This is a genomic window from Marinobacter sp., from assembly GCF_965229985.1.
Taxonomy (GTDB): Bacteria; Pseudomonadota; Gammaproteobacteria; order Pseudomonadales; family Oleiphilaceae; genus Marinobacter.
In genome coordinates, this window is the sequence record NZ_OZ245935.1 from 505,916 (window position 1) to 529,593 (window position 23,678).

At 58.0% G+C, this 23,678-nt stretch carries 18 protein-coding genes; 13 read left to right on the forward strand and 5 right to left on the reverse strand.

Annotated features, from left to right (window positions below; translation table 11 throughout):
* Positions 1-3 precede the first annotated feature (3 nt).
* From lpdA to rluB, 7 genes are all read left to right on the forward strand, one after another.
* Positions 4-1,446: a dihydrolipoyl dehydrogenase gene (gene lpdA, locus ACO06L_RS02350; RefSeq protein ID WP_008174390.1), complete on the forward strand. Its 1,443-nt coding sequence runs from the start codon at positions 4-6 to the stop codon at positions 1,444-1,446.
* Positions 1,447-1,482: 36 nt separating this feature from the next.
* Positions 1,483-2,649 carry an ADP-forming succinate--CoA ligase subunit beta gene (sucC, locus tag ACO06L_RS02355; RefSeq protein ID WP_202346697.1) on the forward strand — a complete coding sequence of 389 codons (1,167 nt, stop codon included), beginning with the start codon at positions 1,483-1,485 and terminating at the stop codon, positions 2,647-2,649.
* Positions 2,649-3,521 carry a succinate--CoA ligase subunit alpha gene (gene sucD, locus ACO06L_RS02360; protein WP_064228102.1) on the forward strand — a complete coding sequence of 291 codons (873 nt, stop codon included), beginning with the start codon at positions 2,649-2,651 and terminating at the stop codon, positions 3,519-3,521. Before sucC ends, sucD begins: the two co-directional genes overlap by 1 nt.
* Positions 3,522-3,641: 120 nt before the next feature.
* Positions 3,642-4,856 (forward strand): tryptophan--tRNA ligase, encoded by a 1,215-nt coding sequence (locus ACO06L_RS02365; protein ID WP_202346696.1) that lies wholly within the window; start codon positions 3,642-3,644, stop codon positions 4,854-4,856.
* A 59-nt stretch (positions 4,857-4,915) separates the two neighbouring features.
* Entirely contained in the window at positions 4,916-5,749 is an 834-nt protein-coding gene (locus ACO06L_RS02370) for a segregation and condensation protein A (RefSeq protein ID WP_202346695.1), read from the forward strand.
* A 42-nt stretch (positions 5,750-5,791) separates the two neighbouring features.
* Positions 5,792-6,430: an SMC-Scp complex subunit ScpB gene (gene scpB / locus ACO06L_RS02375; protein ID WP_202346694.1), complete on the forward strand. Its 639-nt coding sequence runs from the start codon at positions 5,792-5,794 to the stop codon at positions 6,428-6,430.
* 39 nt (positions 6,431-6,469) lie between these two features.
* Positions 6,470-7,453, forward strand: coding sequence for a 23S rRNA pseudouridine(2605) synthase RluB (rluB, locus tag ACO06L_RS02380; RefSeq protein WP_202346693.1), 984 nt, complete (start codon positions 6,470-6,472; stop codon positions 7,451-7,453).
* A gap of 3 nt (positions 7,454-7,456) precedes the next feature.
* Here the strand turns inward: rluB and ACO06L_RS02385 are convergent, their stop codons facing one another.
* On the reverse strand, positions 7,457-8,383 hold the full coding sequence (locus ACO06L_RS02385; RefSeq protein WP_202346692.1) for a GGDEF domain-containing protein: 927 nt from the start codon (positions 8,381-8,383) through the stop codon (positions 7,457-7,459).
* 286 nt (positions 8,384-8,669) lie between these two features.
* Between ACO06L_RS02385 and ACO06L_RS02390 the strand changes: the two genes are divergently transcribed.
* The 5 genes from ACO06L_RS02390 (at position 8,670) to ACO06L_RS02410 (ending at position 18,986) form a co-directional block, all read left to right on the forward strand.
* Positions 8,670-9,353, forward strand: coding sequence for a GntR family transcriptional regulator (locus ACO06L_RS02390; protein ID WP_202346691.1), 684 nt, complete (start codon positions 8,670-8,672; stop codon positions 9,351-9,353).
* Between the two features lies 1 nt (position 9,354).
* Complete coding sequence (gene smc, locus ACO06L_RS02395; protein ID WP_202346690.1) at positions 9,355-12,849, forward strand: chromosome segregation protein SMC; 3,495 nt, start codon at positions 9,355-9,357, stop codon at positions 12,847-12,849.
* A 122-nt stretch (positions 12,850-12,971) separates the two neighbouring features.
* A complete protein-coding gene (gene zipA, locus ACO06L_RS02400; protein WP_202346689.1) occupies positions 12,972-13,979 on the forward strand; it encodes a cell division protein ZipA in 1,008 nt (335 codons plus the stop codon).
* 73 nt (positions 13,980-14,052) lie between these two features.
* Positions 14,053-16,089 (forward strand): NAD-dependent DNA ligase LigA, encoded by a 2,037-nt coding sequence (gene ligA, locus ACO06L_RS02405; protein WP_202346688.1) that lies wholly within the window; start codon positions 14,053-14,055, stop codon positions 16,087-16,089.
* Positions 16,090-16,235: 146 nt separating this feature from the next.
* Positions 16,236-18,986, forward strand: coding sequence for a hypothetical protein (locus tag ACO06L_RS02410; protein WP_202346687.1), 2,751 nt, complete (start codon positions 16,236-16,238; stop codon positions 18,984-18,986).
* A 10-nt stretch (positions 18,987-18,996) separates the two neighbouring features.
* On the opposite strand, the gene ACO06L_RS02415 is transcribed toward ACO06L_RS02410, so the two are convergent.
* The 3 genes from ACO06L_RS02415 to ACO06L_RS02425 all read right to left on the reverse strand — a co-directional run bounded on the left by ACO06L_RS02415 (position 18,997) and on the right by ACO06L_RS02425 (position 22,211).
* Positions 18,997-19,629: a CBS domain-containing protein gene (locus tag ACO06L_RS02415; protein WP_202346686.1), complete on the reverse strand. Its 633-nt coding sequence runs from the start codon at positions 19,627-19,629 to the stop codon at positions 18,997-18,999.
* A gap of 73 nt (positions 19,630-19,702) precedes the next feature.
* Entirely contained in the window at positions 19,703-21,586 is a 1,884-nt protein-coding gene (mnmC, locus tag ACO06L_RS02420) for a bifunctional tRNA (5-methylaminomethyl-2-thiouridine)(34)-methyltransferase MnmD/FAD-dependent 5-carboxymethylaminomethyl-2-thiouridine(34) oxidoreductase MnmC (protein ID WP_202346685.1), read from the reverse strand.
* 4 nt (positions 21,587-21,590) lie between these two features.
* Positions 21,591-22,211 (reverse strand): peptidylprolyl isomerase, encoded by a 621-nt coding sequence (locus ACO06L_RS02425; protein ID WP_202346684.1) that lies wholly within the window; start codon positions 22,209-22,211, stop codon positions 21,591-21,593.
* Positions 22,212-22,429: 218 nt separating this feature from the next.
* Here ACO06L_RS02425 and ACO06L_RS02430 point away from each other — a divergent pair, with 218 nt between their 5' ends.
* Positions 22,430-23,161, forward strand: coding sequence for a pilus assembly protein PilB (locus ACO06L_RS02430; RefSeq protein WP_202346683.1), 732 nt, complete (start codon positions 22,430-22,432; stop codon positions 23,159-23,161).
* Positions 23,162-23,204: 43 nt separating this feature from the next.
* Here ACO06L_RS02430 and ACO06L_RS02435 read toward each other — a convergent pair whose 3' ends face one another.
* Complete coding sequence (locus tag ACO06L_RS02435; RefSeq protein WP_202346682.1) at positions 23,205-23,675, reverse strand: flagella synthesis protein FlgN; 471 nt, start codon at positions 23,673-23,675, stop codon at positions 23,205-23,207.
* Between the last annotated feature and the right edge of the window lie 3 nt (positions 23,676-23,678).

The following is a 23,678-nucleotide window of genomic DNA, read 5'->3' on the forward strand; positions in this document are numbered from 1 at the left end:
AGTATGTCTGATAAGTACGACGTCATTGTCATTGGTGCAGGCCCCGGGGGCTACGTAGCTGCCATCAAAGCGGCACAGCTGGGTCTCAAGACCGCGTGTGTCGAGTCCTGGACTTCAGAAGACGGTAAGGCACAGGTGCTCGGTGGTACCTGCCTGAACGTTGGTTGCATCCCCTCCAAGGCGCTGCTGGAGATTTCCCACAAGTTTGAGGAATCCAGCCACGATTTCGAGATGCAGGGCATCATCGCCAAGGATGTCAAAATGGACATCGGCAAGATGATGGAGCGCAAGAGCGGCATCGTTAAGCAGCTGACCGGCGGTATCGCAGGCCTGTTCAAGTCCAACGGCGTGACTTCCATCCATGGCCACGGCAAATTGCTGGCCAACCGTAAGGTGGAAGTAACCGACAAGGACGGCAAGTCGAAGACCTACGAAGCCGAAAACATCATTCTGGCCACCGGTTCCAAGCCGATCCAGATTCCGCCCGCGCCCTTCGACGGCGAATACATCGTGGATTCCGAGGGTGCCCTCGAATTCACCGAGGTGCCGAAGCGTCTGGGTGTGATTGGTGCCGGCGTTATCGGCCTGGAGCTCGGCAGTGTCTGGGCCCGCCTAGGCGCGGAAGTCACCGTTCTGGAAGCCCAGGACACCTTCCTGCCGGCCGTTGACCAGCAGGTAGCAAAAGATGCCCTGAAACAGTTCCAGAAGCAGGGACTGAACATCGTCATGGGTGCGCGTATGACTGGCGCGGAAGTAAAGCGCAAGCTGGTGAACGTGAACTACGAGGATTCCAAGGGCAAGCACGAAGCGAAGTTCGACAAGCTGATCGTGGCTGTTGGTCGTCGACCCTACACCGACAACCTGTTGTCGGAAGATTCCGGCGTCCAGATGGATGAGCGTGGCTTCATCTTTGTTGATGACAATTGTAAAACCGAAGCCCCGGGTGTCTGGGCGATCGGTGACGTGGTTCGTGGACCCATGCTGGCCCACAAGGCGTCTGAAGAAGGCATCATGGTTGCGGAGCGTATCGCCGGGCACAAGCCTCAGGTCAACTACGACTGCATCCCGAACGTTGTCTACACCTTCCCGGAAGTTGCCTGGGTTGGCAAAACCGAAGAGCAGATGAAGGCAGAAGGTGAAGAGTACAACGTAGGTACCTTCCCGTTTGCGGCCAACGGTCGTGCAATGGCTGCAAACTCGGCGTCCGGTCTGGTCAAGATCATTGCTGACGCGAAAACTGACCGCATTGTTGGTTTCCATGTAGTTGGTCCCCAGGCCTCTGAAATCGTTGCCCAGGGCGTAATCGCCATGGAATTCGGTTCCAGCGCCGAAGATCTGGCCCTGACCTGCTTTGCACATCCGACTCTGTCCGAGTCCGTGCACGAAGCAGCTCTGGCCGTCGGTGGTGGCGCGATTCATATCGCCAACCGCCGCAAGAAGAAGTAACGCAAACCAGGAATTTTTTAATTCGGGACATTAACTATGAATTTGCATGAATATCAGGGCAAACAGCTTTTCGCTGAATATGGCCTGCCAGTATCCAAGGGCATTGCCTGTGATACTCCGAAGGAAGCTGTAGACGCAGCTGGTGAGATCGGCGGTGATGCATGGGTTGTGAAAGCCCAGGTTCACGCAGGTGGCCGTGGTAAGGCTGGCGGTGTAAAGCTGGTCAAGAGCAAAGACGAGATCCGTGAGTTTGCTGAGAAGTGGCTGGGTCAGAACCTGGTAACCTATCAGACAGATGAGAATGGCCAGCCGGTCAGCAAGATTCTGGTTGAATCCCTCACCGACATCGACCAGGAGCTGTACCTGGGCGCGGTTGTCGACCGTGGTACACGTCGTATCGTATTCATGGCCTCCACCGAAGGCGGTGTTGAGATCGAGAAGGTTGCCGAAGAAACGCCCGAGAAGATCCTGAAAGCTGAAATCGACCCGCTGGTCGGCGCTCAGCCTTACCAGGGCCGTGAGCTCGCGTTCAAGCTCGGCCTGGAAGGCAAGCAAATCGGTCAGTTCACCAAGATCTTCATTGGTCTGGCCAAGCTGTTCGAAGAGTGCGATCTGGCGCTGGTAGAAATCAACCCGCTGGTTATTACCCCGGCTGGTGATCTGCATTGCCTGGACGCCAAAGTGGGTGTTGATGGCAACGCGCTGTACCGTCAGAAGAAGATCCACGAGATGCACGATCCCTCCCAGGAAGATTCCCGGGAAGCGGAAGCAGCCAAGTGGGAGCTCAACTACGTAGCTCTGGAAGGCAACATTGGCTGCATGGTTAATGGTGCCGGCCTGGCCATGGGTACCATGGACATCATCAAGCTGTCCGGCGGCCAGCCTGCCAACTTCCTGGACGTTGGCGGCGGTGCAACCAAGGAACGTGTTTCCGAGGCATTCAAGATCATCCTGTCTGACTCCAATGTGAAGGCGGTTCTGGTCAACATCTTCGGTGGTATCGTTCGCTGCGACATGATTGCAGAGGGTATCATCGGTGCCGTGAAGGAAGTCGGCGTGAAGGTTCCTGTTGTGGTTCGCCTTGAAGGCAACAACGCGGAGAAGGGTACTCAGGTACTCGCCGAGAGCGGTCTGAACATTATTGCCGCTACCAGTCTGTCGAATGCGGCAGAGCAAGTTGTTAAAGCCGCAGGGGGTAAATAATGAGCATCCTGATTAACAAAGACACCAAGGTTATCTGTCAGGGCTTTACCGGCGCACAGGGCACCTTCCACTCAGAGCAGGCGATTGCCTACGGCACCAAGATGGTTGGTGGCGTTAGCCCCGGCAAGGGCGGCACCGAGCATCTGGGTCTGCCGGTGTTCAACACCGTGCGTGACGCCGTTGAAGCAACCGGCGCAGAAGCGACCGTTATCTACGTACCGGCGCCGTTCTGTAAAGACGCCATCATCGAAGCGGCGGATGCCGGCATTCAGCTGATCGTCTGTATCACTGAAGGTATCCCGACTATCGATATGCTGTACGCCAAGGAATACGTGGATCGCAAGGGCGTTCGCATGATCGGCCCCAACTGCCCGGGTGTTATCACTCCGGACGAGTGCAAGATCGGCATCATGCCTGGCCACATCCACAAGAAGGGCAAGGTTGGCATCGTGTCCCGTTCAGGCACCCTGACTTACGAAGCGGTCAAGCAGACCACCGACTTCGGCTACGGTCAGTCCACCTGTATCGGTATCGGTGGTGACCCGATCCCGGGCTCCAACTTCATCGACATTCTGGCTCTGCTTCAGGAAGATCCTGAGACCGAAGCCATTGTGATGATCGGTGAGATCGGCGGTACCGCCGAGGAAGAAGCTGCGGCCTACATCAAGCAGAACGTAACCAAGCCGGTGGTTTCCTATATCGCTGGTGTTACAGCGCCTCCGGGCAAGCGTATGGGCCACGCTGGCGCCATCATCTCCGGTGGTAAGGGTACAGCAGACGAAAAGTTTGCCGCTCTGGAAGACGCTGGTGTTCGCACTGTTCGCAGTCTGGCCGAGATTGGCCAGGCCCTGAAGGAAGTTACTGGCTGGTAAGCTGGCCTTCTTTCAGTAAAAACCCCCGTTTCTGCCCTGCAGAGCGGGGGTTTTTTATTTATAATGCCGGGTCGCCTGAACTATGATGGCGGTTCCAATACCAAATAAGGAGTTCGTGCTTTGAGTTCTGTAGATTCCCAGCAAAGGGTTTTGTCCGGCATGCGTCCGACCGGCAAGCTTCACCTTGGCCACTACCACGGTGTGCTGAAAAACTGGGTTAAACTCCAGCATGAATTCGAATGCTTTTTCTTTGTGGCCGACTGGCACGCGCTCACCACCAATTACGACGATCCCTCCGGCATTGAACAGAGCGTCTGGGATATGGTCATTGATTGGCTCGCGGCCGGCGTAAACCCGGGCTCGTCCACGATGTTCATCCAGTCACAGGTGCCGGAGCACGCCGAATTGCATCTCCTGCTCTCGATGATTACGCCCCTCGGGTGGCTGGAACGTGTGCCTACGTTCAAGGATCAGCAGGAAAAGCTGCGGGAGAAGGATCTTGCGACCTACGGGTTCCTGGGTTACCCGCTGCTTCAGAGCGCAGACATCCTGGTCTACCGGGCGGGAAAGGTGCCGGTTGGTGCCGATCAGGTTTCCCATGTCGAAATCACCCGGGAGATCGCCCGCCGCTTCAACCATATCTACGGCCGTGAGCCAGGGTTCGAGGAGCAGGCGGAAGGCGCCATCGTCAAGATGGGCAAGAAAAACGCCAAGCTCTATCGCAATCTCAAGAGGCGTTATCAGGAAGAGGGCGACATGGACGCTCTGGAGACCGCCCGTGCTCTGCTGAAAGAGCAGCAGAATATCTCCCTGGGCGATCGTGAGCGTCTGTATGGCTACATTGAGGGCGGCGGCAAGGTAATTTTGCCGGAACCTCAGCCGTTGCTCACCCCGGAATCCAAACTGCCGGGGCTGGATGGCCAGAAGATGTCCAAATCCTACAACAACTATATCGGTCTGCGGGAAGAACCGGACAGCGTTGCCCAGAAGGTTCGTACCATGCAGACCGATCCCCAGCGGGTTCGTCGCACGGATCCGGGTGAACCCGAGAAGTGCCCGGTGTGGGGAATGCACAAGATCTATTCCGATGCCGACACCCAGGAGTGGGTGCAGACCGGTTGTCGCAGTGCCGGCATCGGTTGCCTGGATTGCAAGAAGCCGTTGATTGACGCGATTGTCGAGGAGCAGCGTCCGCTCCACGAGCGCGCCCGGGAGTATGAGGGCAATCCGGATCTGGTTCATTCCATTCTCCAGGAAGGCCGTGAACACGCCCGGGATGCCGCTCGAGATACCCTTGAGGAAGTTCGGGCAGCCATGGGGCTTCATTACCGCTGAATCCACAGGGTCGCGCGTCGGGCCCTGATGGTCCCGGCAACGGTCCGGAGGGAAAGGTTATGACGGAAGAATCCACCGATCAGGCAGCGCCCGAGAGTCAGGATGCCACTCCTGAGCAGTCACCTTTGGCGCTCGTTTCCGGCAAGCCGGTAGTGGATCTTCCCAAGGACCTGTACATTCCGCCGGATGCCCTCGCGGTTTTCCTCGAAGCCTTTGAGGGGCCGCTGGATCTCCTGCTGTATCTTATCCGTCGCCAGAATATGAACATTCTGGATATCGACGTGAGCGAAATTACCCGGCAATACATGGATTACATCGGTGCCGTGGAGGCCATGCGCTTCGAGTTGGCCGCCGAATACCTGGTGATGGCAGCCACACTGGCCGAAATCAAATCCAGAATGCTGTTGCCGCGGCAGGAGACCGACGACGAGGAAGAAGTTGATCCGCGGGCCGAATTGATTCGCCGGCTTCAGCAATACGAGCGGTTCAAGCAGGCAGCGGAAGATATCGACGAAATGCCGCGCCTGGAGCGGGATACTTTCGCCGCCTCCGCAGCGCTGCCGAAGATGCCTTCGAGTCATCCTCATCCGGATGTGGACCTGCGCGAAATGCTGCTGGCCCTGCAGGGCGTGTTGCAGCGAGCGGACCTGTTTACCAGCCACCACGTAGAACGGGAAAGGCTGTCGACCCGCGAGCGTATGTCCGCGATTCTGTCGGTGCTTCAGGATGATCATTTTGTGACCTTCGAGAGCCTGTTTACGGTGGAAGAGGGCCGTCTCGGGGTTGTGGTGACTTTCCTGGCAACACTTGAGCTGGTCAAAGAGCAACTGATCGAGGTTGTTCAGGCGGAAGTTCTCGGGCCGATTCATGTTCGGGCCAGGGCAGCAAGTTAGAGCCTGCGAAAGCCCAAAGCACGGAAATACGGATTAAAGACCATGAACGAAGAGCACCTGTTGAGAATCCAGGCTATTGCAGAGGCAGCCCTGCTGGCGGCTGGCAAACCGCTGTCTCTCGACCAGCTTCGGGAATTGTTCAGTGAAGAGGAGCGGCCCGCGCGCCAGGTTATGGAGCACGTCATGGTGCTCCTTGAGACGGCCTGCGAGGGGCGGGGTTTCGAGCTGAAAAAGGTCGCCAGCGGCTATCGACTTCAGGTGCGTGAGGAATTCGCGCCCTGGGTGGGGCGGCTGTTTGAGGAAAAGCCCCAGCGTTATTCCCGGGCGTTGCTGGAAACCCTGGCACTGATTGCCTACCGGCAACCCATTACCCGGGGTGAAATCGAGGACATCCGGGGTGTTACGGTAAGCAGCAATATCATTCGGACACTGCTTGAGCGAGAGTGGGTGCGCGTTGTCGGACATCGCGATGTTCCCGGTCGCCCGGCCATGTATGCGACCACGAAACAGTTCCTGGACTACTTTAACCTCACGGGCCTGGACCAGATGCCACCCCTGAACGAAGTCCGGGACCTTGAAGAGATCGGCCGGGAAATTGAAAAGAACATGCAGGGCGAGATCGAGTTCGAATCAACCACTGCCGAGAACGACGACGAATCTTCGAGCCAGACACTTCATTGATGCCATTCGGGCGTCAGTCAGAAACTAAGGATTGATTGCATGGCGGCAGAACGCCCCAACAAACCAGCCAGACCAGCCCTGGACAAAGTCAGCCAGGATGGCCCTGAGCGTATTCAGAAATTGCTCGCCCGGGCGGGTATCGGTTCGCGCCGGGAAATCGAGGGCTGGATGGAAGCCGGCCGCCTTATGGTCAATGGTCAGCCAGTAGCACCGGGCCAGAAAGCCACCGTGGAAGACCGCTTCGAGCTCGACGGCAAGCGCCTGGAAGTATCCGGGGCGGCGGAAGTGATGCGCCGTGTGCTGATCTACAACAAGCCAGAGGGCGAAGTCACCACCCGAAAGGATCCCGAGGGCCGGCCGACGGTGTTTGATCGTTTGCCACGTCTCAAGGAGCACCGGTGGATTTCCATCGGACGGCTGGATATCAATACGACGGGTCTGGTGCTCTTCACTACAGACGGCGAGTTGGCGAATCGCCTGATGCACCCGTCCAACCAGATTGATCGGGAATACGCGGTACGGATCTTCGGGGAAGTGGACGACGCCATGATCGAGCGCCTGCTTCAGGGCGTTCTCCTGGAAGATGGCATGGCCAAGTTCACCGATATCTCTCCTGCCGGTGGTAGCGGTATGAATCGCTGGTTCCACGTTACCCTTCTGGAGGGTCGAAACAGAGAAGTGCGGCGCCTGTGGGAATCCCAGGGTGTTCGTGTGAGCCGGCTGAAACGCGTGCGCTACGGGCCGATCTTCCTGCCGAGCAGACTGACGGTGGGTAAATGGGAAGAGTTGGACCAAAGGGCGGTAGATACCCTCAGTCGGACGGTTGGTCTGGAGGCGGTCGAAATTCCCCAGAAAACGCCGAATGAGAAAGCGGCTCACGACCGCCAGAGGCGGAAAAGCCCTGGCCGTTCTGGCAAAAAAACACCCGGAAACAAATGGGCCGTCAGTGACAGCAGGCCCCAGAAACCGGTTGGCCGAACCCCCAGGCCGGAGCGGTCCCGGAGCAAAACACCCCGGAGCTGATCGTCAGGAAATGGTGGCAAACACCCGGGTGCAGTTCCGGCCCTGGTGTTTGGCTCGATACAGCGCCTCGTCGGCCCTGGCAAGCCACGCCTGGGATGATTCCTTGGGCAAGAACGTTGCGACGCCGCAGCTGGTTGTTACCTTCAGTTCCTTTTCGCCGCCATCCACCCGGATGGCCGCGATTGCCTCTCGAACCCGTTCTGCTACATCTCTGGCATCCTGTTCGGAAGTGTGTGGCAACAGGATGGCAAACTCCTCGCCACCAAATCGATACACGGTATCGGACGTGCGGATAGACTTCTCGATCTCGGCTGCGGCAAGTTGTAGGAGATGGTCTCCGACAACATGGCCATGTGTGTCGTTGACCGTCTTGAAATGATCCAGGTCGCATAGCACCAGAGAGTAGGGTTCGCCGTGACGTTCAGACAGCACACTTGAACGCTGTAGCGCATCATCCAGGGCTCGCTTGTTGGGTATGCCGGTCAGTGAGTCGGTCAGCGACGCCTGCTCAATCGCAACGTACTGGCAGGCGTTGCGAATCGGGCAGATCGCCGCGCTGAGAATCATCTCGACGCCTTCCAGTTCCTGCTCCGAAAACCGCTGGCGCCGCTGCAGGGCCAGTGTTCCGTAATTGACACCTTCCAGGCTCAGGCGATATTCACAACGGTGGGGGCCGCCCATGCCGGTGGCGTAGACGAAATCCTGTTTACCGATCCTGTGTCGATAGTTAAGCGCGGTAAAAGGCACGATAGCCACCAGCTCTTCAGCGAGGATGGCAAGCTGTTGCTCCAGCGACAGGGTGGTAGAAAGCCGGCGGGTCAGCCTGGTGAGCACATCCGGCGTGTTGTTCCAGTCCTGATGTGCCTGACGCAGCGCCGCCAGCTTCTGGGGCTGGGCGGGAGACTGTTGGATCGACGGTATGTTTTTCACTACGGTTCACTCTGTCGCAGAAGTTTACAGTGCTTTGGCTGTGTTTAGCAGAAACCGTGCCTAGTTAACAAAGTCCAGTAAAAACAACGGATAGGAATCCAAAATTCAACCAAAATTGAAGTGTTGGACGTTGATCCTCTGGTTGCCGTCAAAAAACCGGCAGTAGATTGCCGGCAGATTCCTTGTGCTGTGCAAAATGTCAGACAAGGGGATGGGGCAATAGATTCCCTGTGGTAAACTTCTGCGTTTGAAATCGTGCCGTCTTCAGGAATGAGTGACCAACTTTATGAGGTTTCAGGCCCCGGAAAGTCTGTCTGAACAAATTGCCCAGCATCTTGGACAAAGAATAATCACGCGAGATCTCAAACCCGGCGAACGCATTCAGGAACTGAAGGTGTCCGGAGAGTTGAATGTCAGCCGTGGCTCGGTGCGCGAAGCGCTTCTTATTCTCGAAAGGCGGCACCTGATCGAAATTTTCCCACGGCGGGGTGCTGTGGTCTCGAGTCTGACGCCCGAAAGTGTCAACAGCCTCTATGACATCTACATTGATCTGCTTTGTATGCTCGGGCGAAAGGTGCTTGAACGCTGGTCCGGTAAGGAGCTCGGCGGGGTCATGGGGCAGGTGCGCGAATTGCAGGCAGTGATCGACGCCCTCAACGCCACCAGCGCGGACGCCGCCGAGCAGGTCATTGACGCCGGGTTCGGGGTTATGCGCTACGCCTACGGGCTGGTTGAAAACCCCTTTCTGGAGGAAACTCTTGAGAATTTCAGGCCAGCCATCAGCCGCACCTACTTTGTGGCACTGGAGCATTTCCGGGAAGAAATTGGTGAAACGGCGACTTTCTTCCGGCAATTGGCAGATGCGGCCATTGATGACGATGTTGAGCGTCTACAAGCGGTAATTCAGGCCTTTGGGGAACACCAGCGGCAGCAGGTGTTGACGATTCTCCGGCAGGAAGCGAGCGCCTGATATGCGTCTGAAGTCCATCAAACTGTCCGGCTTCAAATCCTTCGTCGATCCCACCACGGTGCCGTTCCCCTCCAACATGACTGCCGTTGTTGGCCCGAATGGTTGCGGCAAGTCCAACATCATCGATGCGGTTCGGTGGGTTATGGGTGAAAGCTCCGCCAAGTATCTGCGCGGCGAATCCATGACAGACGTCATCTTCAACGGCTCCAGTGCAAGAAAGCCCGTTGGCCAGGCTTCCATCGAACTGGTATTTGATAACAGTGATGGTTCCGCGCCTGGCGAATTCGTGAAATTCAACGAAATCTCTGTTCGCCGCCGGGTCTCCCGGGAAGGGCAGTCCGAGTATTTCCTGAATGGCTCCAAATGCCGGCGCCGTGACATTACCGATCTGTTCCTGGGTACCGGTCTGGGCCCTCGCAGCTACGCCATCATTGAGCAGGGCATGATCTCCCGGCTGATTGAGGCAAAACCCGAGGAACTTCGGATCTACATTGAGGAAGCGGCCGGCATATCGAAATACAAGGAGCGGCGTCGGGAAACCGAAAATCGTATCCGTCGCACCCAGGAAAACCTGGAGCGGCTAACGGATCTGAGGGAAGAGCTGGGCCGGCAATTGCAGCACCTGGAGCGCCAGGCGGCAGCGGCGGAAAAGTACAAGGCGTACAAGCAGGAAGAGCGCCAGAAGAAAGCCGAACTGACAGTACTCCGCTGGCAATCCCTCGACAATGACCTGCAAGCCTGGCGCGGCAAGATCCGGGATACCGAACTTGAGCTCGAAAAATACCTGACCGAGCGTGTCAGCCTCGAGACCTCTCTGGAGTCCCTGAGAGACAATCATCAGGAACGCACCGAGCACTTTAACCGGGCGCAGGCCCGCTATTACGAAGCCGGTGCCGATATCGCCCGAATTGAGCAAAGCCTTGAGCATCAGCGCGAACGAAGCCGGCAGATGGCCGCGGAGCTGGACCAGGCAATGGCCAACCAACGCGAACTGGCCAGAGAGCTTGAACAGGACGAGGACAAACTGTCGGGAATCCAGGAAGAGCTGGACATGATGGAGCCCGAACAGGAAGCGCTGGCTATACGCTCAGAGGAATCGGGCGAGAAACTGCAGCAGGCTGAAGACGCGATGAGCGACTGGCAGCACCAGTGGGAAGATTTCAGCGCCCGCTCTTCCGATGCCCGGCGCCAGGCCGAGTTGGCCCAGTCCAGGATTCGCTCCCTCGAGGATGCCATCGAGCAACTGCTCACTCGCCAACGCAAACTGCAGGATGAGCAGGAATTGCTGGAAGGCCAGATGGATCGCGCGGAGCTGGAAGAATTGCTGGAGCAGCAGGAAACGCTGGAACTGAAACGCGAGGAAGCAGCCGAGCGCATTGCAGCGATTCAGGACGAGCTCTACGACGCCCGGCAGCACCAGCGGGACGCAGAACAGGCCGTATCTGAAGAACGCCAGCGGGTCCAGAGTCTTCGCGCGTCACTGGAGTCTCAGCAGGCGCTGCTGGATGAGCAGATGGGGGCCGGAGATGATGTTCTGCAATCCTGGCTTGCACAGAACGCCCTGAGCGATATGCCCCGGGTGGCCAGCCAGCTCACGATCGCCGATGGTTGGGAGTTTGCGGTTGAGCAGGTTATCGGGCGGTTTACCCAGGGGCTGTGTCTCCCCAATATTGACCAGCTTTCATCGGCCATGAAAGAAGCACCAAAGGGGCTGGCCCTCGTTGAAGCCGGGGCGGCTGCTGAGACTGGCAATACCGGCCTGGCTGCAAAAGTCTCAGGCGTACCGGGAATTGCCTCGTTGCTTCGTGGCATCGACGCGGTAGAAACCGTCTCTGATGCCATGGGCATGCGATCAGCCCTTCAGGACGGCCAGAGCCTGATGGCACCGGAAGGCGTCTGGGTGTCCCGGGACTGGGTATTGATGCCGGACTCGGACGCCGGCCAGATCGGGGTGATTGAACGACAGAAGAAAGTAACTGAGCTGACCTCGCAGCTGGCTGAAGCGGAGGAAGCACTGGAGGCGGCCAACGAGAGACTGAATGAACTGCACGAGCGAGCCGAACGCTCGGAATCCGCCCGGGACGAGGCCCAGACCCGTCTGAGCGAGGCAGACCGTGAGCTGGGCACCTTGTCGTCCAGGGTTAGCGGTCTGCGAGCCCGCGCCGAGCAGATCGATGCCCGTTTGCAGCGAATCCGGGACGATATTGAAGATGTCTCTGAAAACCTGGAGGGCCAGAAAGAGAGTCTGCAGGAGGCCCGGGAAGAGTGGCAGCAGGCGCTGGCGTCCACGGAAGACAGCGACGAAGAAAAAGAACGGCTTCTCGAGCAGCGCGACAGTCTGCGCGAGAACCTTGACCGGCTGCGGCAGGAGGCCCGGCACGACCGTGACCACGCACATCAGTTGCAGCTTCAGCTCCAGACTCTTCACAGTCAGCGTGACGGCCTCAGGCAGACCATCGACCGGATGCAGCTTCAGAAGGAACGCATTGATGAGCGTCTGGAGATTCTGAGGGAGTCCCGGGAAAGCGCCGAGGAACCCATTGAAGATCTTCAGATGCAGCTTGAAGGGCTGCTGGACCGTCGACTGGCCGAAGAGGAAAAACTCGGGGCAGCCCGCGATTCCCTGGAAGAAATCGACCGGGAGGTCCGCGAAAAGGAACAGGGCAGAAGTGGCACCGATCATCGCATTCAGGAAGTCCGGTCCCGGCTCGAAAAACTTAAAATGGAATCCCAGGCCCTGGAGATCCGCTCGGGCAACCACATCGAGCAGCTCAAGGAGCTGGACGTCAAGCTGCAGGATATTCTTTCCCAGCTGCCTGAAGGTGCGAACGAGAAAGACTGGGCGGACGAGCTTGAGCGTATCGGTAATCGCATACAGCGGCTCGGTGCGATCAACTTGGCGGCTATTGAGGAATACCAGGTTCAGAGTGAGCGGAAAACCTACCTGGATTCCCAGCACGAAGATCTGATGGAAGCCCTGGAAACACTGGACAACGCCATACGGAAGATAGACCGGGAAACCCGGCAACGCTTCAAGGAAACCTTTGACCAGGTGAACGGCGGTCTGCAGGCACTGTTCCCGAAGGTCTTCGGGGGCGGTAACGCCTATCTGGAACTGACCGGCGAGGATCTTCTGGAAACCGGCGTTGCGATCATGGCCAGGCCGCCCGGCAAGAAGAACAGCACCATCCACCTGTTGTCAGGCGGCGAGAAGGCGCTTACGGCTATCGCCCTGGTATTTTCGATTTTCCAGCTGAACCCGGCACCCTTCTGTATGCTGGATGAGGTGGATGCGCCGCTGGACGACGCTAACGTGGGGCGCTATGCCAACATGGTCAAGGAAATGTCGAAACAGGTTCAGTTCATCTACATTACCCATAACAAGATTGCCATGGAGATGGCGGATCAACTGATGGGGGTGACCATGCATGAACCGGGTTGTTCGCGACTGGTATCGGTGGATGTGGACGAGGCCGCGGCGCTGGCGGAGGCCTGAGGCTGCTCAGAAATCGGGCAACCATGACAAAAACGCCATCTGGCCCGGGTGTGCGTTGTATTCACTACGGGCTTTTCTTAGAGTAGCAACGTTACGGGATCTGCAAACAGGACAGCAGCACTATGTCACTTAGGGAATGGTTAATTGCCATCGGTACCCTGGTCATTATCGGCATTGTCATTGATGGTGTGCGCCGAATGCGGCGTGCCCGGAAGGAATCCATGGCGATTTCATCCGGTATGGGCGCCGATGAGCTCGAGGATTCGCCACTTGATGACGAGTACAACCCCGAGTTGCCCAATGGCGGCGCACGGACCATTTCCCGCGATACCCTCGAAGAGCGCGGCTATGTAAAGCGTGAAAAAACCAGCCGGTTCGGGTCTCCGAAACCCAAGCCGACCCGTCCGGTGACGGCCGCTGCGAAATCGGAAAAGCCAGAGTCGCAAGAGCCGGAGCCGCAACCGGAATCCGAGCCAGGGGCCGAGCGCTATGAAGAGTCCGTGGAGTCAGAGCCCGATTTCGGACTGTCCAGTCAGGAGCCTGATGAAACCGAGCTCGATTCAGGCTGGGGCGCCATTGAAGACGAGGTGGAAGCAGTTCCGCCCACGGTCACGACCGAAGTGGAAGAGGACACCGCCCGGCGGGAGCCCTCCAGACCGGCTAAAGGTCAACCTCTGGCAGGCGCGAATCGCCCTGAGGCCCGCGAAGTTATTGTGATCAACGTGTTGGCGAAGAGCGGCGAGGATTTCAAGGGACCGGCTCTCAAGAAGTTGTTCGAAGCCTGCGGTCTGGAGCACGGAGACATGGATATTTACCATCGTCATGAAGAATCCGACACCACCAGCCCCGTCCAGTTCAGTGTTGCCAACGCCGTGGAACCCGGTACTTTCAAGCCGGGGGATATGCCGGCCCTGACAACGCCCGGGATCAGCTTTTTCATGAGTATGCCAGGGCCCACCAATGCGCTGCAGGCGTTTGACTTCATGCTCGAAACCGCCCAGGCAGTGGTTCGCAACCTCGGCGGCGAGCTGAAGGATGAGCGCCGCAGCGTGATGACCCCTCAAACGATCGAGCATTGTCGCCAGAGAATCCGGGAGTTTGAGCGTAAGCAGCGCTCCCAGAGAGTCTGAAACCAGGCGGTAAAAGACGGCCAGATGCCCGGTTTGTTCCGGGCATTTTTTTGAGAGACGAGAGTGCCAGTCCATGAGCAAAGCCACGCCCGACGTTATCCAGCGTGTAGAAGAACTCCGTTCGGTTATTGATGACCACAACTACCGGTATTACGTGCTGGATGACCCCCGTATTCCCGACGCGGAATACGACAGGCTGTTCCGGGAATTACAGACCCTTGAAACCGATTATCCAGAGCTGGCTTCAGATAATTCACCGACCCGGCGTGTTGGCAGTGCCGTGGAAACCAGTTTTGAGGAGGTGGTTCACCGGCTGCCGATGCTGTCGCTGGACAATGCCTTCAGTGAAGACGAACTGCGTGACTTTGACCGTCGGGTAAAAGATCGGCTCGGTATTAGCGAAGACGTGGAATACGTCTGCGAGCCCAAGCTGGACGGGCTGGCGGTCAGTCTGCATTACGAGAAGGGCGCCTTGACCACCGCCGCTACCCGGGGGGATGGCTATTCCGGGGAGGACATCACCGCCAATATAAGGACGATCCCGTCGGTACCACTGAAGCTTCGCGGAGACGATGTGCCGGAGTTGGTGGAAGTCCGTGGTGAAGTCTACATGCCCAAGGACGGTTTCGAACAACTGAACCGACGACTGGCAGAGCGTGGAGAGAAAACCTTCGTTAATCCCCGAAACGCAGCAGCCGGAAGTCTCAGGCAGAAAAAGTCCACGGTAACGGCCAGGCGCCCCCTGGAAATGTGCGCCTACAGCGTGGCGGTAACTGATGAAAGCCTGTTGCCAGACACTCAGTGGGATGGCCTCCAGCGAGTTAAAAGCTGGGGTTTCCGGATCAATCCGGAGATGCGCAAGGCGAAAGGGGTCGAGGAATGCCTGGAGGCCTATAGCGAGTTAATGGCAAAACGGGACACTCTGCCTTACGAGATTGACGGCATCGTGTTCAAGGTGAACCGTCTTGACCAGCAGAGTGCCCTGGGTTTTGTCTCCAGGGCGCCGCGCTGGGCGATTGCGCACAAGTTTCCGGCACAGGAAGAGCTCACCGTAATAGAGGACGTGGAGTTCCAGGTTGGTCGAACCGGTGCCGTTACCCCGGTGGCCCGGCTCAAACCTGTGTTTGTCGGCGGCGTGACCGTTAGCAACGCCACCCTTCACAACATGGACGAAATCCGCCGCCTGGATGTTCATATTGGCGATACCGTCTTTATCCGCCGCGCCGGTGACGTGATACCGCAGGTGGTCAAGGTAGTAAGGGATAAACGTCCGCCAGGCGCGAAAGAAGTGGAGCTACCCTCACAGTGCCCGGTGTGTGATTCGGATGTTGTCCAGATCGAAGGGGAAGCGGTTGCCCGCTGCTCCGGCGGCCTGTTCTGCCCCGCACAGAGAAAGGAAGCCATTCGCCACTATGCTTCCCGGAAAGCCCTCGACATTGAAGGCCTGGGCGACAAGTGGATCGACATCATGGTGGATCAGGGGATGGTGGAAACCGTCGCCGACCTGTATCGCCTGACAACCGACGATCTGGTCAAACTTGAGCGGATGGGGGAAAAGTCGGCCGCCAATCTGGTTGCTGCCATTGATCGGGCCAGAAAACCGGTGCTATGGCGCTTCCTGTACGCCCTCGGCATTCGAGAGGTGGGAGAGGCCACTGCCAAGGCTTTGGCTGGGCACTTCGGGACCCTGGAGGCCATTGCCGCAGCCGATGAGGAGAGCCTTCAGACAGTTCCCGATGTGGGGCCCATTGTTGCTGGCCATATCCGGAGCTTTTTCGAACAGACCCATAACCGGGAAACCCTCGAAGCCCTGCGCGAAGCCGGCGTGGAATGGCAGGAAGAGCAGATCCAGAAAGGCGACAAGCCCCTTAAAGGCCAGACCTGGGTGCTGACTGGCACACTCTCCGGAATGACCAGAGATGAAGCCAAAGAGATGCTGGAAGCCCTGGGGGCCAAGGTGGCCGGAAGCGTCTCCAAAAAGACCGCCTGCGTGGTAGCCGGCGAGGCCGCCGGTTCCAAGCTTGCCAAGGCGGAACAGCTGGAGGTGCCTGTTCTGGATGAGGCAGGCCTTGTCGCTTTGCTGGAAGAGCATGGCCTGGACGCGGGCTAATCGAATCTGAGAACTCGCGCAGATCCCCTGCGTATCAAATTGGCTACCATGGCGTTGTTCTGTAACGGTGTGTAAACCGTCCGGTGTTTTCTGCTTCATCCGGACGGTCGCTGCCATAACAACAACGATAGAAACGGATTTTTTTCATGGGCGCCGATTTTTACTCCCGCATTCATCCCGTTCGCCAACTTGTCGTTCTGGTCCTGCTTTCGTTTGGACTGTCTGGCTGCAAGACGGAAAAAGATCCCGATCAGCCCACCATTCTCGGCGTACCCCCAGTGTTTGCTTATCTCGGCGTTGAGTACTCCTACAACTTCGGGGCCTACGGTGGCGAAGATATCCTTGACTACTCCCTCACCAATGCGCCGTCCTGGCTGGCGCTTGAGGACACCAGCAACAAGGCCCGCCAGGGCATCATTATGCGCGGTGTTCCCGGTCTTACGGGCGGTAGCAGAGGCGAAGCCGATCTGGGAAAGACCGAAGGCATCAACCTGGTAACAACCGACGGCCGCATGGCCGGCGCTCAGCCGTTCGATATCGATGTAAAATACAACGTTATGTCTCTGGATGCCGAACCTTTCACGGAGGGGGAGAGTCCTGAAATACCTGTAAGCAACCGTGAACAGTGCGCCTTGCCGGATCTGGAAACCGAGGGTGAGCACAGCTTTACCGTTAACCTGTACAACGAAGACGGCTCGGTGTCCGGCACCAGGGATCTGACACTTCCGACGCGCCGCGTTTACGTCAAGGTTGTCCTGGATCAACCCTCCGTAACCCGAGTGGCAGTGGCCTTCGAGCTTCTGTCTGATTACGACGCGTCCAGTTGCGACGTCGGATTCTCGCCTCCGCACCAGAATTGTGACCACAGTGCCTCCAACGCAGGTGATGCCATTCTCGGCAAGGACATCGTTGGATTGGGCAGCAACAGTTCGATGCCGCAGGATGAGACCGGCGAGAGCGAACTCGACTATATCGAGTATGAGCTTGATGAGCAGGGCTTCTACACCCGTGGGGTAATCACGCTTGAACCCGGTATTACCGAATGCTACCTGCCACTTGAGGTGGTTGAGGACAGTTTCCCGGAGCCCGTTGAATCCCTCAGGCTGGCACTGACTGAAGTGCGTTCCGGTCTGGCGGGTCTCGGAAGCGGAAACGGTGGCGTGGTAACCAATCTTTCCATTCAGGATAACGAGCCCGTTCTGTCCCTGGAAACTGTAAAAGGTGGGGGCAGGGACACCCTGAATGTCGGCGATGTGCGCGAGTACGTTGCCAGGCTCTCCGGCGACAGAGACCGGGATATCTTTGCCAAACTCAGCCATACCGAAGACTCCACGGCGCGGCTTGATTCAGAGTTTGTTATCGAGCGGCTGGAAGAGGGTAACTGGGTTGAGAACGACGAACTGGTCTTCCCTGAGGGGACCAATGAAGTGCCTTTCCGGATCCGGGTACCCGCGGGCAGTTACGCCAATCCGGCCTTCAGTGACCGATTCATATTGCTGGGCATTAATGAGAACTTCCAGGCCGGCCGCGAGGACTACGCCCGGGCTGAATCTGACAACCTGATCCGGGTCAGCCTTAACGAGCTGACATCGCCCCTGGTGCTGAATAATGGTGATGGTTTCGTTGCCACGGACATTGCCGTGGGTCACGACGGCAGGCTGTTTGTTGCAGGCTACGACAGCCAGGATAACGACAGGGTGCTGGTGCGGATCTTCGATCAACGTGGTGTGCAGCTTCAGCAGGTGGCCATATCCTCCGCCGGTGACAGCCTGATCGCGCCAGATCCGGTCATCACCGTTGTGCAGCGTAAGGTGACCCAGGGCGGGACCAAGGTAGACCGATTCGAGTTTGTTGTTGCATACAGCACTGACCAGGCGGTTGAGGGTACAACCGCACTTGGTGGCCAGGATGTCGTAACATCTCTGTACTGGTTTGATTCAGCCGCCAACGGGGGCGAGTACATTCAAACCTGGGCCATCCGGACGGGCACTGAGGCCGACGATCAGGTGCGCTGGGCCGGAATCAACCGGGACACCGGCTATGTGGTGTTGGCAGGCGAGACCGATGGCGTTTTTGATCAGCAGCAGGCATCGGGTGGTATCGACAGCTTCCTTCAGCGCATTGATACCGAGCTCGACGGCAATACCCAGCAGCCCGCTGTGGCCTGGACCCGCCAGGCTGGCTCGGCTGCCGATGACAGTGTCGCTGGGGGCACTACGCAATCCATCAGCCCGGGGTTGTTTGGTTCCGCTGCGGGCTCTGTGGAAGGGGCTCCTGTCATAGGTGGCATTGACGCCTTCTTCTTCAACGCGTCCAGTGCGGCCAGCGAGCTCAGTGTCAACCAGGTGGGCACGGCCGGAGATGAACCGGTTTCCGGTGGTCTGTTTCAGGGCAGCACGCTCTGGCTGATCGGCGCCAGTGATGGGCTGTACTCGGTGCTGGAGCAGGACGAAGAGGATCCTGAACTGGAGCGGGAGTCGCTTCCCAGCACCGCTGGCTTCCTGCTGGGTTATTCCTCCTCGGGCATCGTTAGTCGAGCGTTCTCCCTGAATGATGACAACGATCAGGCCGATGAAACGCTTCAGGGATTGACTGCCTTTGACGGTGACATTGTTGTTTCGGGTAAAACAAACGGGGACTTTGCGAGTGAAGATCTTGTTTCCGGCCTGGAGCAGGGCATTGTTGCCCGGGTATCGCTGGTTCCGGAGGTGGAGACGGAGGATGAAGAATCCGGGTTCAGGAATGACTGGCGCTATCAGCTCGCCGTGGACAACTCCGAAATCCTTGATCTGGAGAATTACCGGGATGACGAGATTGTGGCGTTAAGCAGAACGGGCGGCAACTGGTACGTGCTTCTGTTCAGCCCCGAGGGGCAACTGCTGACGCCCTTGAACTAACCCGCAGAAGCTAAACCGTCCCCTCATGGCGGCCGGCGCTGGCGTAGAGCCTCAGGTAGTCCGTGCTGGTTACGATGCCCGCGGCTGCGCCCCTGGCGTCTACCACCAAAGCGGCGTTCAGCTGGTGGGCGAGCATAAGCCTTGCCAGTTGGTGGGCATCGGTCTCCGGAGACGCCGTCAGGAAGGCGGGAAGCTCAATGTGAACCAGGCTCTGGCTCATGGCATCGGCCTCATGTTCGTGAAGCCAGCCAAGGAGCCAGCGAAGATCGACAAGGCCGGCCACGTTGTCTTCCGCCATGATCACCAGGTGATGAACCTGATGCTCATCCATCACTGACAGGGCTTCGGAAATGGTTGCTGAAGCAGGTACGGAGTACAGTGCCGGCGACGAAATACTGGACACGGGCAGGTAAGGGCGGTCTTCACGGCGCTCGCCGGCTGCTGCTGCACCGTATTCCTCCAGTGCTTTATAGCGCCCGGCATTGGCTGCCTGCTGAAACTCGGCGTCGGTTGCCTCACTCCTGCCCGGATTGATCGCCTGGGTTTCTGCCAGTTCGGTGACGTCACCCACGGGCCTTGCCCGGAATGTCTCCGGTAGCCTTGTTCCGACCGGGCGGCCGGGTTCGCTGACAAAAATGGACATGGGCTTTCTCCGTGACTATGCCACCGTTTCACAGGTTATCGGCAGTCTGACCGGGAACTTCAGAGGGAGTTTATTACGAAACCGCCATATCGGTCTTGTACAGGCGTCGGGTTTCCAGACGTTTGACGAGGTTCGCCGGAAGACAAACAGGCTGCCCGGTTAGTTGGTCGGCTAGATATTCGGCCAGTAGCGGAGCGTAGCTCAGGCCTTTGCTGCCAAGGCCGGTAAACAGGTAGAGGTCATCCAGACAAGCGCCTTCGCCGTCAAATACCGGGCCTGCAGCGGGCTGATAGTCATGAGTCGTGCAGCGAAAGGCGACCCGGCCTTCCAGATCCTTGCCCCTTGGCTTGTCGCTATTGGAAGAAAACAGCGACGGCAGCATTGAGCCGACTTCGCGGATATTTTCTTCATGGCTTCCGGTGGCGGGCAACGGGTTATTGTCGTGCAAGTCAAAGGTGGCACCAGTTACGGCGAAATCTCCGAGACTCGGGTTCATGTACCGATTGCCACAGATAACGGCCTTCGGGCTCATGATGGCCGATGCGGGAAGGTGTGTAACCTGGCCACGTATGGCCTTCAGCCGGAAGCGGCCCTTAGCCGGGATAAGGTCCGGGCTCAGATGACCTGAGCAGATGATCACCCGGTCAGCCACGATGGGTGATCCTTCTGCCATGGAGATGTGCCACTGTCCGTTGCAAGGCAACAGCCGGCTAACCTCAACTCCGAACGCAGTGGATATCAGCGGGTGGTGTGCCAGGGCTTTGCACAGGTTTCCCGGTTCTAGCCAACCACTGCGGGGAAACCAGAGCCCGCCAGATTCCGTGGGCACGCCTGCAAGCGCGCTGGCCTGCTCCTGGTTCACGGGACAGAAAATGTCCCGGGGATAATCGTTGCGCTGGAGGAATCTTGCCTGTCGGTCTTCTTCCTGCGGGCTGTGAGCCAGCTGCAGCAGCCCGGTCGGATGCCAGTACTGTCCGCGCCAGTTGCCGTAAAAACGCTGGGCAAAGGTCAGACATGTGAGGGCCAGTTCGGTCTGGTCGTTGAACTCCACCCCAAGCTTCACATACAGAGCACCCTGGGCATTTCCGGAAGCTCCGGCTCCCGGTCCATCAGTATCGACCAGTGTCACCGGTTGGCCCCGCTCCGCGAGGTTGCGAGCCAGGGAGCAGCCTGCAATGCCCGCACCCAGGATGGCAATGGTTCCGGTACGCTCCGGCTGAACTGGGCGCTCCGCCTCCAGAATGCCTTTCAGCATTTCCCGTTTGCGGCCGTATCCGGAGGTTTTTTCCATACGGAATCCGGCCTCCACCAAGGCCCGACGGATCCGGCCAACCGAAGTGAAAGTCGCCAGGGTGGTTCCCGGCTTGCTGTGGGCGCGGACCTGGCAGATGGTGTTTTCCAGCCACATGTCCGGATTGCGGGCGGGGGCAAAACCGTCCAAAAACCAGGCGTCGGCGTGAAAATCGAGGGATTGCCAGGCGTCATTGATGTCGCCGAAGAACAGCGTCAGTCGAACCCGTCCACCGGCCAGGACCAGTCTGTGAACGCCTCGCACCAGTGGCGGGTAATGCAGCAGCAATTCGTCAGCCAGTGTCTTCAGTTCCGGCCACAAAGCCAGGGCTCGGGTAAGGTCTTCCCGGGTCAGCGGGAAACGCTCGACGGAGACAAAGTGCAGGGTAGCTGTATGGGCTGGCGCGCTGCTCTGCCAGGCCTGCCAGGCTGCCAGAAAGTTCAGTCCGGTCCCGAAGCCGTTTTCGGCAATAACGAAACTCACGCCCTCGGGAATCTGCGAGAAACGCTCCGGTAACTGATTGTGCTGCAGAAACACGTGGCGAGTTTCCTCCAGGCCATTGTCACGGCTGAAGTAGACATCGCCAAACCGCTTCGATTCCGGGACCCCATCGTGCCAGACAAGTTCAGCGGGCTCGATCGCCGGGGGCAGTGGTGGCCGAGTCACGTTGTCAGCCTTCGGATTCAACCACGGTGACGGTTTCGATGGTCACAGGTTCAACCGGCACGTCAGCCATGCCCTGTTTGCGGGTGGTCTGCTTGCGGGCGATGGCGTCGACAACGCCCATGCCCTGGGTAACCTTGCCGAAAACCGCATAGCCCGGGCCGCGCACGCCGGCATCCAGGAACCCATTATCAGAAAGGTTGATAAAGAACTGGGACGTTGCCGAGTCCGGTGCACTCGTCCGTGCCATAGCTATGGTTCCACGGAGGTTTGGCAGTGTTTTTGTCGCTTCATTGCGGATGGGCGCCCGGGTCGATTTCCGGGAGAGGTCCTCGGTGAAGCCACCGCCCTGGATCATGAATCCGGGAATGACACGGTGAAAGATGGTGCCGTCGAAAAAACCGTCCCGGGCATATTGCAGGAAATTGGCAACCGTGTCCGGGGCGACATCCGGTCGTAGCTGAAGTTCAATGGCGCCCTCGCTGGTCACCATGCGAACCATTGGCAGGGGTTCGCTGGCGGACTGGTCGTTGCTCTGGGCCATTGCCGTGGAGGCCGGCATCAGCAAGGTGAGGGCCATAAGCAGTACGGGAGTCACAGTTTTCAGGGGTTTTACCTTGTTTATCATTTGCAACCGCTCTCTGTGTTATTCGCAGGTGTTTTTCCTGCGACAATTCAGCGAATTCTGTTACCAGGTGCCAGATCTTACCAGAAGGTGATGGTAAAACGGTGACTGTATCCACGCACATTGTGTCGTGATCGTCTAACCTTCCGGGTATCGGAAGTCATGGATAACATTGGCCGGGCCGGGTTGTACGGTTTTCACTATTCAAAAGGAGACACTGGGTGAGAATCCGTCAGGGATTTGAAGAGAAATCACGCCTCGGGCGACTGCTTATCAATCGCGGCTATCTGTCCGAAGGGCAGCTGGATGAGGGGCTGAGACTTCAGCGTGAAACCGGGCAGCGCCTTGGTGAGGTGTTCATCCAGGCTGGCTGGATCAGCGAAAAGGAACTCTACCGGGTCCTCAAGCACCAATCCCGTTATCGTAATGCAGCAGCCCTGGTCACGATGGTGACGCTGCCATTTCAGCCCCTGGTTACCTTTGCGGCGAGCAATTCGGCTGAAGCGTCACAATCGGCGCTTGAAGCAGGAGAGCTTTATGAGAGGGGAAATCTGGCCCCACTGAGTGAAAGTGAACTGGCGACAATTTCCGGCCAGGGGGATCCGACGCTGCTGGAGCGTATCGGCGTTGTCAGCAGTATGGCGGAGAATCCGACTGGAGACGGATCGGCGGATGTCATCGAGGGCCTGAAGCTTACCGCCAACATCTTCGTACCGGTTCTGAACTTTATTGATTCAGACCTGAGCATTTCTGGCGTGCACTACCGCGAGGGGGAGCCCAGGTACCGGGTCAGGGAAGATGGGGCTTTGATGCTGGCGTTCCCGGAGCGTATCGAGGAAATCCGGATGGACAATATCCGGGTCAGCGGCAGCCAGGGTGCTTCAATGGGTAACGTGAGTATCCATGACATCCGTTTCCATCCGGACTCCCAGATGACCATCTATACCCGATGACTATACCTGATAATTCTGCCTGCATGGCTCGCCAGGGCCATCGTCAGGCGCTGGCGAGTACCGTGCTGCTGGATACTGTGGTCTGCTGCCCCTGGGCGCCGTAGAGCTTCTGCTGACCCGTGGCACCTCGGAAAATGTCGGTAAGCCTGGACAGGCGTTTCTGCAGGTGGCTAATCACCCGACCGTTGGTCTGGTTCAGCGTCTGACAGGCTCGAAGTTTCTGGTCCGCTTCCTGCCAGAGCTGGAAGAGCTCCGAGAAACCGGCGCTGCGGATAAACCGGGAAGGCTCACCGCTTTCGGGGCGATACCCCATCTGAACCAGTGTCCGGATTTTCTGTTTGGCGCGCTCGCGAACGGCGCCCAGTAGCTCGTTCTTCTCTTTGGTCAGAGCTTCCAGTTGGCGGAGGTCGGAACTTGCAAGGCAGGTCCTTTCCCTTTCGAGAATATCAGCCAGTGTTTCCAGCTGACTGATATCCTGGGAAAGAAGAGTCTTCAGATCATCAATTGCGGCCATGAT

Coding starts and splice junctions, on each gene's coding strand:
- lpdA (WP_008174390.1), top strand. CDS start 4: ATGTCTGATAAGTACGACGTCATTGTCATTGGTGCAGGCCCCGGGGGC.
- sucC (WP_202346697.1), top strand. CDS start 1,483: ATGAATTTGCATGAATATCAGGGCAAACAGCTTTTCGCTGAATATGGC.
- sucD (WP_064228102.1), top strand. CDS start 2,649: ATGAGCATCCTGATTAACAAAGACACCAAGGTTATCTGTCAGGGCTTT.
- ACO06L_RS02370 (WP_202346695.1), top strand. CDS start 4,916: ATGACGGAAGAATCCACCGATCAGGCAGCGCCCGAGAGTCAGGATGCC.
- scpB (WP_202346694.1), top strand. CDS start 5,792: ATGAACGAAGAGCACCTGTTGAGAATCCAGGCTATTGCAGAGGCAGCC.
- rluB (WP_202346693.1), top strand. CDS start 6,470: ATGGCGGCAGAACGCCCCAACAAACCAGCCAGACCAGCCCTGGACAAA.
- ACO06L_RS02390 (WP_202346691.1), top strand. CDS start 8,670: ATGAGGTTTCAGGCCCCGGAAAGTCTGTCTGAACAAATTGCCCAGCAT.
- smc (WP_202346690.1), top strand. CDS start 9,355: ATGCGTCTGAAGTCCATCAAACTGTCCGGCTTCAAATCCTTCGTCGAT.
- zipA (WP_202346689.1), top strand. CDS start 12,972: ATGTCACTTAGGGAATGGTTAATTGCCATCGGTACCCTGGTCATTATC.
- ligA (WP_202346688.1), top strand. CDS start 14,053: ATGAGCAAAGCCACGCCCGACGTTATCCAGCGTGTAGAAGAACTCCGT.
- ACO06L_RS02410 (WP_202346687.1), top strand. CDS start 16,236: ATGGGCGCCGATTTTTACTCCCGCATTCATCCCGTTCGCCAACTTGTC.
- ACO06L_RS02415 (WP_202346686.1), bottom strand. CDS start 19,629: ATGTCCATTTTTGTCAGCGAACCCGGCCGCCCGGTCGGAACAAGGCTA.
- ACO06L_RS02425 (WP_202346684.1), bottom strand. CDS start 22,211: ATGATAAACAAGGTAAAACCCCTGAAAACTGTGACTCCCGTACTGCTT.
- ACO06L_RS02435 (WP_202346682.1), bottom strand. CDS start 23,675: ATGGCCGCAATTGATGATCTGAAGACTCTTCTTTCCCAGGATATCAGT.